At 45.6% G+C, this 12905-nt stretch carries 12 protein-coding genes; all 12 read right to left on the bottom strand.

Annotated elements, in window-relative coordinates; translation table 11 throughout:
- Nucleotides 1-43 precede the first annotated feature (43 nt).
- The 12 genes from NSS94_RS10360 to fliR all read right to left on the bottom strand — a co-directional run bounded on the left by NSS94_RS10360 (nt 44) and on the right by fliR (nt 12895).
- Nucleotides 44-832 carry a FliA/WhiG family RNA polymerase sigma factor gene (locus NSS94_RS10360; protein WP_013309911.1) on the bottom strand — a complete coding sequence of 263 codons (789 nt, stop codon included), beginning with the start codon at nt 830-832 and terminating at the stop codon, nt 44-46.
- A gap of 14 nt (nt 833-846) precedes the next feature.
- Nucleotides 847-1260: a hypothetical protein gene (locus NSS94_RS10355; protein WP_029517008.1), complete on the bottom strand. Its 414-nt coding sequence runs from the start codon at nt 1258-1260 to the stop codon at nt 847-849.
- A gap of 2 nt (nt 1261-1262) precedes the next feature.
- Complete coding sequence (locus NSS94_RS10350; protein WP_010346358.1) at nt 1263-1760, bottom strand: chemotaxis protein CheD; 498 nt, start codon at nt 1758-1760, stop codon at nt 1263-1265.
- Nucleotides 1753-2379, bottom strand: coding sequence for a chemotaxis protein CheC (locus NSS94_RS10345; protein WP_029517007.1), 627 nt, complete (start codon nt 2377-2379; stop codon nt 1753-1755). The genes NSS94_RS10350 and NSS94_RS10345 overlap by 8 nt, the downstream gene beginning before the upstream one ends.
- Nucleotides 2380-2382: 3 nt before the next feature.
- The gene (locus NSS94_RS10340) at nt 2383-2844 is read right to left on the bottom strand and encodes a chemotaxis protein CheW (RefSeq protein ID WP_007430046.1); all 462 of its coding nucleotides are present in this window, start codon (nt 2842-2844) and stop codon (nt 2383-2385) included.
- Nucleotides 2845-2906: 62 nt separating this feature from the next.
- Nucleotides 2907-5003, bottom strand: coding sequence for a chemotaxis protein CheA (locus tag NSS94_RS10335; RefSeq protein ID WP_069011401.1), 2097 nt, complete (start codon nt 5001-5003; stop codon nt 2907-2909).
- A gap of 33 nt (nt 5004-5036) precedes the next feature.
- On the bottom strand, nt 5037-6587 hold the full coding sequence (locus tag NSS94_RS10330) for a chemotaxis protein CheB (protein ID WP_029517004.1): 1551 nt from the start codon (nt 6585-6587) through the stop codon (nt 5037-5039).
- Nucleotides 6588-6617: 30 nt separating this feature from the next.
- The gene (locus tag NSS94_RS10325; RefSeq protein ID WP_029517003.1) at nt 6618-7505 is read right to left on the bottom strand and encodes a MinD/ParA family protein; all 888 of its coding nucleotides are present in this window, start codon (nt 7503-7505) and stop codon (nt 6618-6620) included.
- A complete protein-coding gene (gene flhF, locus NSS94_RS10320; RefSeq protein WP_341039250.1) occupies nt 7502-8944 on the bottom strand; it encodes a flagellar biosynthesis protein FlhF in 1443 nt (480 codons plus the stop codon). The genes NSS94_RS10325 and flhF overlap by 4 nt, the downstream gene beginning before the upstream one ends.
- Nucleotides 8941-10974 (bottom strand): flagellar biosynthesis protein FlhA, encoded by a 2034-nt coding sequence (gene flhA, locus NSS94_RS10315; RefSeq protein ID WP_016820963.1) that lies wholly within the window; start codon nt 10972-10974, stop codon nt 8941-8943. The genes flhF and flhA overlap by 4 nt, the downstream gene beginning before the upstream one ends.
- Before the next feature lie 23 nt (nt 10975-10997).
- Nucleotides 10998-12110 (bottom strand): flagellar biosynthesis protein FlhB, encoded by a 1113-nt coding sequence (gene flhB / locus NSS94_RS10310; RefSeq protein WP_049816971.1) that lies wholly within the window; start codon nt 12108-12110, stop codon nt 10998-11000.
- Nucleotides 12110-12895: a flagellar biosynthetic protein FliR gene (gene fliR, locus NSS94_RS10305; protein WP_023988198.1), complete on the bottom strand. Its 786-nt coding sequence runs from the start codon at nt 12893-12895 to the stop codon at nt 12110-12112. The genes flhB and fliR overlap by 1 nt, the downstream gene beginning before the upstream one ends.
- Nucleotides 12896-12905 lie beyond the last annotated feature (10 nt).

Raw genomic sequence — 12905 nt, 5'->3', positions numbered from 1 at the left:
AGGGTGCTCCTTCCGTCTAACTGTTACTGTAACCTCCCGTACGTTAATCTTTACGCATTAGCAAATCCCGTTGTTTGTCCAATGTCGCTCTCAGACGTAATATTGCTTTGGAATGCAACTGTGAAATTCGCGATGGAGATAGCGACATGACCTCAGCGATTTCGCTGAGTGACAAATCCTCGTAATACAATAAAGAAACAACGATACGTTCTTTTTCAGTCAATTTATCAATGCCTTGTGCAAGGGCATCACGAAGTGTAAATTCATTGACCTTATGATCCGGATTTTTCGCCTTCTCGTCCACCAAAAGGGAAAGCCGTGTTTCCGATTCCTCTTCGCGGATCGGATCCTCCAGTGAGACAATCGACATAACAGCGACCTCTTGGATCATATTTTGAAACTCTTTCTCAGAAACGTCCAAATAATGACTCATCTCTTCGTCGCTGACCGTGCGTAGATATCTTTGTTCCAAATGCTGGTATGCATCCTCGATTTTTTTCGCTTTTTCCCTAACTGAACGAGGAACCCAATCCCCTTGACGAAGACCATCCAAAATCGCTCCACGAACACGCCAAGAAGCATAAGTCTCAAACTGCAAACCACGCTCATAGTCAAATTTCTCTAAAGCGTCAATCAAACCCATAACGCCGTTACTCGCCAGATCATCCTTGGATACATTTTTAGGCAAGCCTACTGCAAGACGGCCTGACACATACTCCACAATATGGAGATACTTTTCAATTAACTGTTTTTTTGCTTCCTTGTCACCGTGTTCTTTCCATTGTTCCCATAGTTCGGAATGGTTTAAATGAGCGGCTTTTCGCTCGTTCATCGGCTTCACCCTCCTTATTTGTCTGTCAGGTGACGAACGGCCTTGGCCAATTCTTCAGGGTCCTTGTTGGAAACCAGCTTAGGTGGGTTTAAAGGTGCAAAACCATTATCCCCCTCGTCCGTCTGCTCTGGTTTCGGTTTCAGCAATTCATTCAGGTCTTCATTTTCGTCTGGTGTCGTCAGGTCCAGATTCCCCCCTACGCCATCTACCTGAGAGCTTGCCCGGCTTTGGGCATTCCCCAGATCTGGCCGCGCTACAACACCTAGTGTCCAGCGCAGCACAAATGCAAGTAGGAACCAAAAAACGAAGGCGATCAAGCCACGAATTAAGCTCGTGGTCAGCAGATTGCTGCCAACGGACAACACAAAAGTCAGAATAAATCCGACTACTCCAGACCAAAGATTAATGCGTAAGCTGCCAAATAACATGTTTATAATTCCTTTACACCTTTTTGTACGCTTCGAATATTCAAAACGCCAGTTTCAGAGTCCAACTCAATCGTTCGTCCATAATTGCCGCCTGTGTCCTCCGCAATCAAAGGAATGCCGAGATCTACGAGCATTTCCTTGCATGATTCTACATTACGTGGACCAATCCGCATGGTGTCTCCACTACCAGCAAAGGCGAACATCTGCGCTCCCCCTGCCATTTTGGCAATCAGCCTGCGTCGTTCTGCACCCAATTTCAGCATCCTCTCAAATAACTCGGGCAGCGCCGTATCCGCATATTTGGCTATATTCAGCTGCCCTTCACGCGCAATATCTGAGGACGGTAGCATCACATGTGCCATGCCTGCCAGTTTCAAATGAGGATCATAGAGGGTCAATCCGACGCAGGAGCCAAGTCCTGTCGTACGAATCGAGTTCGGATTGCTGGTAACATTTAAATCTGCCATGCCGACTTTAATGATGCTTTTATCCTCAATCATCGTTCATCGGGACTCCTAACGACCTAAAGATTTTCCCGAACGATTCTGGATCAGGAATCAGGAAAAATTGACCCTCTATCTGATTCTGCCCTTCCAGAAACGATGTGTCAATCAATAATGCAGCATCTCCCATCTGCCCAAACTGCAGCAGTCCGTAGCTAAGAATTGCTCCTGCCATGTCCAACGCCAGCGCAGGGACTGTTGGATACATGGATAAACGTGTGAAATCGGCCAGCGAAGACAGGTAAGAGCCCGCTAAAATGTTTCCGATCTCCGACAGGGCTGAGTGCTCCATTTCGTTAAAACTGTCCTCGTCATCTGAAGGAATATTCGCCAAACGGGAAAGTAAGCCTTTTGCCGCCTGAGGCTGCAATATGAAGAATAGATTGCCGGGGGCTTCCCCTTCTACCCTAAAAAATATTGCAACAACAAGTTGCTCATTTCCACCGACTTTATCGGCAATTTCCTCAAAAGGCAGCATTTGTACTTTGGGCACACCCATGTCGACCGGTTTATTGAGAAGCCGGGAGAGCGCTGTAGCAGCGTTCCCCGAGCCAATGTTGCCGACTTCTTTCAACACATCCAACTTGAAGTCTTCGAGATTCCCAAGATTCTCCATATGTTAATCCTCTAAGCCTTCCAGTTGGTTCATTTCGCTACGATTCAGGACTTCGGACAAGTTCAGCATAATCAACAAGCGCTCTTCACCAATTTTAGCAACTCCGCGAAGATATTTAGCCTTAACTCCGCCAATCACTTCCGGTGGTGTCTCGATATTGTCAGTATTCAGGTCAATAACGTCATTCGCTGAATCAACGATAAAGCCGACTTGCATTTCGCCCACTGCAACGATAATGATGCGGGTTTGATCGGTATATTCAGCTTCAGGCAATCCAAATCGGCCACGAAGATCAATAACCGGAATGACTACGCCTCTCATGTTGAATACACCTTTTACAAAATCGTAAGTTCTTGGAACCCGTGTAATCGGCACCATGCGTTCAATAGATTGGACTTTTTCTACTTCAACACCGTATTCCTCTTCACCAAGCTTAAATACGATAACTTTAATTTCTTCTCCCATGTCTAAAAACCCTCCTTATTGATGTCAGCAACTTCACATTTCTTTCATTTCTGATGAAGACATTATTTAATGAAAACATTCGGGTCAATGATCAACGCAACCTGACCGTCACCCAGAATCGTGGCACCTGAAATTCCTTGGATGTTTGGAAGGTATTTGCCCAGATTTTTAAGGACAATTTCACTTTGTCCCAAAAAGTCCTGTACAGAAAGAGCTGCCAAACGGTCTCCCTTGCGGATGACCACGACCTCTGTCTCTTCTTCTTCATCTTCATTGAAGTCCGGTACCTCAAACAGCTGACTCAAGGAGATGAGCGGGATATGAGAATCGCGGAAAGCAATCATTTTATTGCCATGTACAGAACGAATTTGTGTCCGTTTGACAATCGCAGTCTCCACAATGGAGGACAATGGGATCGCATATTTTTCAGAACCGATCTGTATCATCATGGCTGCAATAATGGATAGGGTGAGCGGCAATTGCACAGAGAAATTAGTGCCTTGGCCCAGTGTAGAGTGAACCGTAACATTGCCACCCAAAGCAGTGATTTTGGATTTAACAACGTCCAAACCGACACCGCGTCCTGATACGTCTGAAATGACTGCAGCTGTGCTAAAGCCTGGAGCAAACAATACCTGATAAGCTTCCTCGTCGGTCATGACCGCTGCTTGCTCTGCTGTCAAAATCCCTTTAGAAATAGCACTGTTTAGTACCTTATCGCGATTAATACCATTTCCGTCATCTTCAATCTCGATGAATACGTTATTTCCGCTATGAAAAGCACGCAAGTTAACCGTTCCTGTCTCAGGTTTACCAGCTGCAATCCGATCGGCTACCGACTCAATGCCATGATCCACGGAGTTACGAAGCAAATGCACCAGAGGATCGCCAATTTCGTCGATAACAGTGCGGTCCATTTCAGTCTCTGCTCCAGTAATAACCAAATCAAGTTTTTTATCCAGCGATTTGGCCAGATCGCGCACCATACGCGGAAAACGATTGAAAACAGTGTCTACTGGTACCATCCGCAATTTAAGAACGACGTTTTGTAAATCGCTGCTCACACGACTCATGTGCTCTACCGTTTCTGTCAGTGCTGGATTGGAAGCTTCACTTGCCAACTGCTCTAACCGCACGCGGTCAATGAGCAACTCGCTAAATAAGTTCATAAGTACATCCAGACGTTCAATATCTACACGAATCGTACGGTTATGCGTAGGGGCAGCTGCCTTAGCTGCTGGCGTCTTACCTGCAGCTGCCTTAGCCACAGAGGCCGCAGCTGAAGACTGCGGCTGGGATGGAGCAGGTGATTGCACGGCAACAGGAGCTTCCTGTACCGCAGCAGTCTCAGCCAGTCCAGCAGTAACTTCGCTCATTTGTTTAAGCGATTCCTGATCTAGTTGTACCACTGAGACAGTGTCAATCTCAGAGATGCCCGCGATTTCCTTTTCCAGCTCCCCAACTTCTTTCTGCGTTATGTAATATAACGAGAAGCTTTGCTCGAATTTCTCCTGCTCAATATCCTGTACCGACGGATAGGCCTTGACGATTTCACCAGAGTTTTCCAGTGTATTAAACACCATAAAAGCACGCGCCGCCTTTAACTGGCTCTCTGAGCTGATTGTTACCTGTATATAGTGAACACGATGTCCTTCAGAAATAGATTGCTCCAATACAGAATACTGGAACTGATCCAAAACAAGCCCAGCACTATCGTTTTTGCCCACTTTTTTAGATGGAGACTCCTCAGTCGCAGCATTTGCGCCGGTCTTTTGGAAATCCCCGCTCACGATGGATTGTAGTGAAGATACAATAGAGGAGACATCCGCTTTTCCGTCGCCTCCCTCTGTAATGTGCTGCACCATGGACTCCAGAGCATCCAATCCCTTAAATAAGGTATCGAATATAAATTCATGCATCGCCAGCTTGTTGTTACGTACAAGATCAAGAACGTTTTCCATTTGGTGGGTAAGCGATGCTAGGTCTTCAAACCCCATCGTAGCAGCCATTCCCTTGAGGGTATGGGCAGAACGGAAAATCACCTGAACGATACCTAGATCAGTTGGATTGCTTTCCAGTTGAAGCATTTTTTCGTTAAGAGATTGCAGATGATCATTCGACTCATCAATAAACATGTTTAAATATTGGTTCATGTCCATTGTGAGACACCTCCTCCATGAGTTACACTCCGATTATTTCACAACTTGTACAAGCTTGGGGGCGATCTCCTGCATTGGCAGAAGGTGACGCACACATTTTAACTCTACTGCTGAGCGGGGCATTCCGTACACTACACAAGTTTCCTCATTTTCAGCAAATGTGGATTGTACCCCAGCATCATAAAGCTTCTTCATCATTTTGGCCCCGTCGCTCCCCATTCCAGTGAGCAATACTAGATGCCGCTCCAACGAGGTTAACGAGAGCAACGATTCAAACATCGTATCTACGGAAGGACGGTGACCATTGCGAGCTTCCTCCGTCTTCAGTGACACAGTGTATTTACCACCAGCTCCTGGTACAATTCTTAGTTGATATCCCCCTGGGGCAATGTAGGCCGTTCCAGTCTCCAACGTCATTCCCTGCTCAGCCTCCACAACTCGGAGTGGACTTAACGTGTTTAAGCGTTGTGCCAGCGAACGAGTGAAGTTTGGCGGCATATGCTGAACGATAACGATTGGAGCAGGAAAATCACCAGGAATGCGTTCCAACAGCGTCTTAAGCGCCCGCGGACCGCCCGTAGAACATCCCACCGCCACTAGTTTGCGAAAGTTGGACGTGTGCACACCTTTTTTAAGTGACAATCCCTTAGGTGCGGCAGGAACTGTAGGTGCCGCTACTGGAGGCGTAGCAGCCGCAGGAGTACGAGTAGCTGATGAAATCACCGTCTTATGGGGCTCCGGCTTAACCAAGCCTGCTTTATCCTTACCATGCAGCGATTTGCCAGCGGCCGTAGTAGTACTGTTTAGTTGCCCTGGTGTTCGTCCTATCCCCTTGGACAAATCTTCCTTCTTCTGAACAGTAGGTGCTTGGACTGACTTATTGCTTGGCTGAGCAGCTGGCTGCTGTTCTATGCGCCCCGCTGTAACAGATGTTCCAGACTGTTGTCGTTTAGTTTCCTGCTTGGCTACTGCCGGGGCGGACTTGCCAACATCACGCTTCGGCTGAGCTGATACAGCAGGTGAAGGAGCAAGCGGAACAACAGGAGACTTGTCTGTCGAAGCTTGACTGCCTGATCGCTTCTCAGTCACAGCCTGTCCTGGAGGCTTTTGCTGTGGCGTTTTTTTCGCTTGTTCCAATGCAGCTTTGCGCTCATTAGCTTCCTTGCGCTCCAGACGACTCCGCACTGCTTGCATAGCAGTGTGCATCTGTTCCAGCAGCGCCTTACTCACTTGCTCAATATCTTGCGCATGAGCGATGGAAGGCTTTCTTATAAAATCGAAAGCTCCTGCCTCCAGAGCCATGATGGTCTCCTTCATGCCTTGTTCATTAATGCCTGACAGCATAATTACAGGTAGCGGATGGGCTGCCATAATCAATGGCAATGCTTCAAGACCATTCATTTCAGGCATCTCGACATCCATGGTGACCAAATCGGGCTGCAATTCCTTCACTTTCTCTACAGCCTCTTTGCCATTGGCGGCTGTACCTACGATGTTGAACGACTCATCCCTTACAATTAAATCTGTAATAATTTTGCGCATAAAGGCCGAATCATCTACAACCAGCACCCGGTAAGCACACATGTTAAACACCTCTGTTTCCTCTCATCAAAATCAATGTACAGAACGCCGCAACCATTTTTGCATAAACCCTTTAATTCCACTCAATGCACCTGATTGCGGAATCTGTGGCATTGCTGCAAAACGGTGTGCCAGATTCAATACATCTCTTGAAGCCGCACATCCCGGAAAAGCAACCATAAATGGTACTTGCCTTTTGACTGCTTGCATGACATGAGTATCATCACTGATATGTCCAAGCAACGGGATATCGATCTCCAAAAAGCGTTTCGCAACCAGTGCGATCTTATCGGCAACTTGACGGGCCTCATTATCGTTATCGGCACGATTGACTATAATTTTGAATACCGTATCCTTTTGCAAACCGCTGACGACTTTAATTAGCGCATACGCATCTGTTAAGGACGTCGGTTCTGGCGTAGTTACAACCAGGCATTCGTCAGCTGAAGTGATGAATTTAAGGTTTTCTTTGGATAAACCAGCACCTGTATCAAATAGAATATAATCCATATCTGCCGCCATTTTCTCTACTTCTTCGGCAAAATAATTCAGATCGTCATCCGATAACGTAAACAATTCGCTCAAACCCGATCCTCCAGCAATATAAGGCAAACCACCTACACCCGTTTGAATAATTTCATCAATTGATTTCTCACGTTTTAGCAGATGTAAAAGATTGTATTGTGAATTGGCTCCCATTAATACATCAATATTGGCCATACCTATATCAGCATCAAACACAAGTACCCTTCGACCAAGGGATTGCAGAGCAAGAGCAAAGTTCAGCGTGAAATTGGATTTGCCCACCCCGCCTTTACCACTGGTGATCGTTATAATTTTTGCTTGACGACTACGTGGGGGCAATCGATATTTATCCAAGGAAGAAGCCATTTGTCTAAGTGATTGGGCTTGGTCACTCATATGGAATCTCCGTTAACTCCTGTTGATGTTTTGGGTCCAAGCAGCATGCTTGTGACCATTTCTGTATCGGGATGAAGCAGGTCATCAGGAACATTTTGTCCATTGGTAATATAGGCCAGCTGCATCGGAAATTGATGCAAAAGATTAAACATTCCACCGCAGCTACCTGTCTCGTCCATCTTAGTAAATACAACCTTACCGAGACCAAACTTGCTGAAATGTCCAGTTATATTGAGCATATCTTTACTTTTGGATGTCAGGCTGAGTACCAGATACGTCTCACTTTCATTAATAGGCGAAAGCAGACTTTGCAGTTCCGAAACAAGTAATTCATTACGATAATTTCGTCCTGCGGTATCCATGAGGATCAGGTCACAATGTTCCAGCCGTTGAATGGCTCTGTGGACGTCACCAGGAGATTGCACAACTTCAAGCGGTACATTCAAAATCGTAGCATATGTTCGCAGTTGCTCGACGGCTGAAATCCGGTACGTGTCAGAAGTAATAAATCCAACTTTGCGATGATGCTTAAACAACTGCTCTGCCGCTAACTTGGCAATAGTTGTCGTTTTCCCTACTCCGGTAGGACCTGCCACATACACAATTTTGGTATCTTTGGAGATCCCTTTGTCCAGTCTTTTCTGAATAAAACTGGCCACTTCCTCACGGAAGGCTTGTTCCCAATCAAAAGTTTCAGGTGCAAAAGGATGCTCACTCCGACGCACATATACCTGTTCGAGCCAATACTCCAGTAAATCGCGTTCCACTTCCTGCTCCAGCACACGCTCACAAATCTCTTGCAATGGCTCCGGCCAAGTACTTTCCAATGAAGAATTTCGAGAAAAGCGAGTCATCATAGTCTTCATTTCCCGCAATTCATTAAGCAGAGCTTGATTTTCCTCTGCTCCGCTCTTGCCTGGAACACTTACTTCAATGGGCTGTTTAAACAGTTCACTGGATGACTTCATGTTCGAAAGCAATGCTTCATGATCAAGTGCTTGAGACATAGTCTCCATATTATTAGCAGGCCTAGATAACAAATGCTCAGCTGCTGAAGCTGCTTGTTTTGCATCATTCGTTAATTCAGCTTGTTCTTCTTTGGAACCACCCGTCATCTGCGTTACCCGCCGATAAGCTTCTGGAGCAGCTTGTCTGGGAACCACAGGCATAAATGATTTTTCTGGCTGTTCAGGAGCATTCATTGAAGATGAAGCTGCCTGGGCAAGCTCTTGTGAAGATGGTCCAAAACGTCGTGGCTTTTGAGGTTGCTTCTCCTCTACCGCAGCTACCACTTCGATTTTCTTTTTACTGAACATTCCCATGAAACCGCCGACCTTCATTTCCTTTGTACTTAAAATGACGGCGTCTGTTCCTAAGTCACCCCTGATTTGCAGCATAGCTTCTGGCATGGTATCCACTACATATCGTTTCACTCTCATAAGTTCACCACCCCGACACTTTGAATTTCAACGTTCGGCTCCAGCTCACTGTACGACAGCACTGGGACATCCTGCATCGTCCGCTCCATCACTTGCCGCAAATACATACGAATTGTCGGTGACGTTAACACAATAGGCTGCTGTCCAGATTGAATGAGACGGTTGATTTGCTCCATCATTCTTTGATACACCGTTTGCGTTGACACCGGGTCTAGAGCTAAATAGCTACCTTGCTCCGACTGCTGCACGCTTTCAGCAATTTTCTTCTCCAATCCTGGTCCCACTGTAATAACGCGTAACGTCTCCCCTTGTTGGGCAAATTGCTGCGTAATCTGACGGGACAACGCCTGACGGACATATTCAGTCAGCACGTCGGGATCTTTTGTATAAGTACCGTAGTCAGCTAGTGTTTCGAAAATAGTCACCATATCGCGAATGGAGATTTTTTCTTTCAATAGCTTGGCGAGCACTTTTTGTACATCCCCAATCGCAAGCACAGAAGGAATAAGGTCGTCCACCAGCACTGGATAATTCTCTTTGAGATTGTCGACCAGCGACCGTGTTTCCTGTCTGCCAAGCAACTCATGAGCATGTTTCTTGATCGTCTCCGTAAGATGAGTAGCTACAACTGAAGGTGGATCAACTACGGTATAACCAGATAATTCCGCAACATCCTTGGTGTTCTCATCAATCCAGAGCGCAGGCAATCCGAAGGCTGGTTCCGTCGTTTCGATTCCTGTAATAGAATCATCGTCGTATCCCGGACTCATAGCCAGGTAATGATTTAACAGAAGCTCTCCGCCGCCCACGGTATTACCTTTAATTTTAATTACATACTCGTTTGGCTTGAGCTGAATGTTGTCCCGAATACGAATGACCGGCACAACCAAACCCAGCTCCAAAGCACATTGACGACGGATCATAATAATCCGATCCAACAAATCCCCGCCCTGCTGTGTATCCGCCAGCGGAATTAACCCGTATCCAAACTCAAATTCAATTGGATCTACCTGAAGCAGGTTAATGACACTTTCCGGACTACGAACTTCTTCAATTTGTTGCTCCTCTTCCAGCTGTTCATCGGCTATCTGCTTGCGTTCCATATTGCCCTGCATTCTTCGAGCCGCGAAAAACAGCAGAATCGCCAGTGGAAGAGTTGTAATAATATGAATAGGCGTGAAAAGACCCAATAATGCAATTGTGGCAGCCACAATGTAGATCAGTTTTGGATAAGAAAAGAGCTGTCCAGTTAAATCCTCTGCCAAGTTACCATCTGACGTAGCCCGCGTAACAATCAAGCCTGACGCCGTAGATATGAGCAGTGCAGGAATCTGGCTGACCAGTCCGTCACCGATAGTGAGGACAGAATAAGTCGACAGCGCTTCTTGAAATCCTTTTCCCTGAACGGCCATACCAATAATAAAGCCGCCGACCAAGTTAATGATCAAAATGATAATACTAGCAATGGCATCACCTTTAACGAATTTACTCGCACCATCCATCGCTCCGTAAAAATCTGCTTCCCGCTCAATTTTACTGCGTCGTTCACGGGCTTGCTGCTCATTGATCAGACCTGCATTCAGATCAGCATCAATACTCATTTGTTTACCTGGCATCGCATCCAATGTAAACCGTGCGCCTACCTCAGCAACCCGCTCAGATCCCTTGGTGATAACAATGAACTGTACGACCACGAGAATGAGAAAGACAACAAAACCGACGGCAATTTGCCCTCCTGCAATCCAACTACCAAACGTAGCAACTACTTCCCCTGCATGGCCCTCACCTAAAATAAGTTTGGTTGTAGAGATATTAAGTGCCAAACGAAATAACGTTGTAATGAGCAGCAATGAAGGGAAAATAGAGAACTGTAAAGCTTCCTTCGTATTCATAGAAACGAGTAGAATCATTAAAGCAATAGAAATATTAATGACGAGTAGGATATCCAGCAGCCATGATGGGATCGGGAGAATCATCATAAGAACGATACCGATGACGCCTGCAAGGACAGTTATTTCTTTTATTTTCACGGGTCTCTAGCCCTCCGATCCCTTTATTTCACTTTACCTTTTAATTTATATACATACGCCAGCACTTCGGCAACGGCCTGGAACAGATCAGCTGGTATCGCATCCCCGATTTCGGCTCTTTGAAACAGCGCCCGCGCCAGCGGCTTGTTTTCCATCGTTATAACGCCGTTTTGCTTGGCAATTTCTTTAATTCGGAGCGCAACGTAATCTTGCCCTTTCGCAATAATCTGCGGCGCTTCCATCTCCGAACCGTCATATTTCAAAGCCACAGCAAAGTGCGTAGGGTTGGTAATGATGACATCTGCATTAGGAACCTCCTGCATCATACGCTGCATAGCCATACGGCGCTGACGCTCGCGAATTTTCCCTTTGATCAGCGGGTCACCCTCCATTTTCTTGTATTCATCCTTGATGTCCTGTTTGGACATTTTCAGGTTTTTCTCATGCTCATAACGTTGATACATATAGTCCAATACCGCTAAAACGAACAGCACCACACCAATTTTGAGCCCCAGTTCCATCGTTAATGAAGCTGTAAAGCTCAACATCTGATCGCCGGACATTTCAGACAGTTTGGGTAGGTCAGCCTTTGTTTTCCAGAGTACGCTGTACACCAGATAACCAATTACGGTCATCTTTAAAACAGATTTCAGGAATTCAACCAATGACCTCATGGAAAAAATATTTTTGAATCCTTTAATCGGATCAATCTTGCTAAACTTGGGCGTAATGCCCTCTCCGGTTAATAAAAAACCGATCTGCATGTAATTCGCTGCTATCCCAATGACAATGGCCCCAATAAAAATAGGTGCCAACATAATCAAAATTTGCACACCATATTCGCCCATCATCAGCAGCGTTGTGTTCGGCGTTACCTCCATAGAAAGCCGATTCACAAAAATATCTCGAAATAGTCGAACCGCATGGTCCTTAAAATACCCGCCGAAAATCATGAGGCAAAAAAACGTAACCAGCAGGACACCAGCGGCGGGCAACTCCATGCTTTTTGCAACCTGCCCTTTTTGTCTTGCATCCTGTTTCTTTTTGGGTGTAGCTTTTTCCGTTTTTTCCCCTGAGAACAACTGCAGGTTCATAGCATATTTAAATGACAAACTACGTTCCTCCAGACCAGATATTAAGGACGATTACCCATAATATCCAACAAGTTGCGCATGGATTCGAACATCACAGAAAACAATCTTTCGAATATAAAAGCAAAACTTGGCATGAGAAGCAGTAACATGAACAGTCCCACAATAATTTTAAGAGGTACACCAATGACAAAAATGTTGAATTGTGGCGCTGTTTTAGCTAAAAAACCGAGTCCCACATCCGTTAAAAAGGTAGCTACTACAATGGGGGCAGCAATTTGAAAGGCCAGCATAAATGATTCCGCAAAAGAACGTACCAGGAATTCAGTTACACTGCCACCATACAGCTTTACAAAAAAATCATTTGTCAACGGTACCCAATCATAGCTGTATAAGATAGCATTTAGCAGATGATGGTGCCCATTTATACTTAAAAAGAACAATACAGCTATGGCAAACTTAAAATTCCCTGTTAAAGGCGTTGAAGCCCCTGTCATGGGATCAAACACACTCGCCATTCCGAACCCCACCTGTAAATCTATAAATGAGCCTGCGGTTTGGATCGCTGTCATGAACAGATATGCAGTAAATCCCAATAACAACCCAATCAGCACTTCACGGCCCACTAACAGCACATACGCTACATCGGTCGGTACCTGTTGATGCGTACCATATGTAAGATACACGACCAAAGCTAGAAATCCTGAAATTCCGACCTTAAAGATATTAGGTACACCTCGGGTCGAAAAAATAGGCGCTACTACAAAAAATGAGGTAATCCGACAAAAAATCAGCAAAAAAACAGGAAAACTTTGTAACAATATGTTCATAACATTCAGC

Origin of the sequence: Paenibacillus sp. FSL L8-0644, assembly GCF_038008165.1 — a bacterium.
GTDB classification, from domain to species: domain Bacteria; phylum Bacillota; class Bacilli; order Paenibacillales; family Paenibacillaceae; genus Paenibacillus; species Paenibacillus polymyxa_D.
Note: the sequence above shows the minus strand (reverse complement) of the source record. Positions and strands in the feature narration are given on the sequence as shown.

Excerpts from the sequence above, each read along its gene's own strand:
- NSS94_RS10360 (WP_013309911.1), bottom strand. The coding sequence starts at position 832 with ATGAACGAGCGAAAAGCCGCTCATTTAAACCATTCCGAACTATGGGAA.
- flhF (WP_341039250.1), bottom strand. The coding sequence starts at position 8,944 with ATGAGAGTGAAACGATATGTAGTGGATACCATGCCAGAAGCTATGCTG.
- NSS94_RS10325 (WP_029517003.1), bottom strand. The coding sequence starts at position 7,505 with ATGAGTGACCAAGCCCAATCACTTAGACAAATGGCTTCTTCCTTGGAT.
- NSS94_RS10340 (WP_007430046.1), bottom strand. The coding sequence starts at position 2,844 with ATGGGAGAAGAAATTAAAGTTATCGTATTTAAGCTTGGTGAAGAGGAA.
- NSS94_RS10345 (WP_029517007.1), bottom strand. The coding sequence starts at position 2,379 with ATGGAGAATCTTGGGAATCTCGAAGACTTCAAGTTGGATGTGTTGAAA.
- NSS94_RS10350 (WP_010346358.1), bottom strand. The coding sequence starts at position 1,760 with ATGATTGAGGATAAAAGCATCATTAAAGTCGGCATGGCAGATTTAAAT.
- NSS94_RS10335 (WP_069011401.1), bottom strand. The coding sequence starts at position 5,003 with ATGGACATGAACCAATATTTAAACATGTTTATTGATGAGTCGAATGAT.
- fliR (WP_023988198.1), bottom strand. The coding sequence starts at position 12,895 with ATGAACATATTGTTACAAAGTTTTCCTGTTTTTTTGCTGATTTTTTGT.
- NSS94_RS10330 (WP_029517004.1), bottom strand. The coding sequence starts at position 6,587 with ATGTGTGCTTACCGGGTGCTGGTTGTAGATGATTCGGCCTTTATGCGC.
- NSS94_RS10355 (WP_029517008.1), bottom strand. The coding sequence starts at position 1,260 with ATGTTATTTGGCAGCTTACGCATTAATCTTTGGTCTGGAGTAGTCGGA.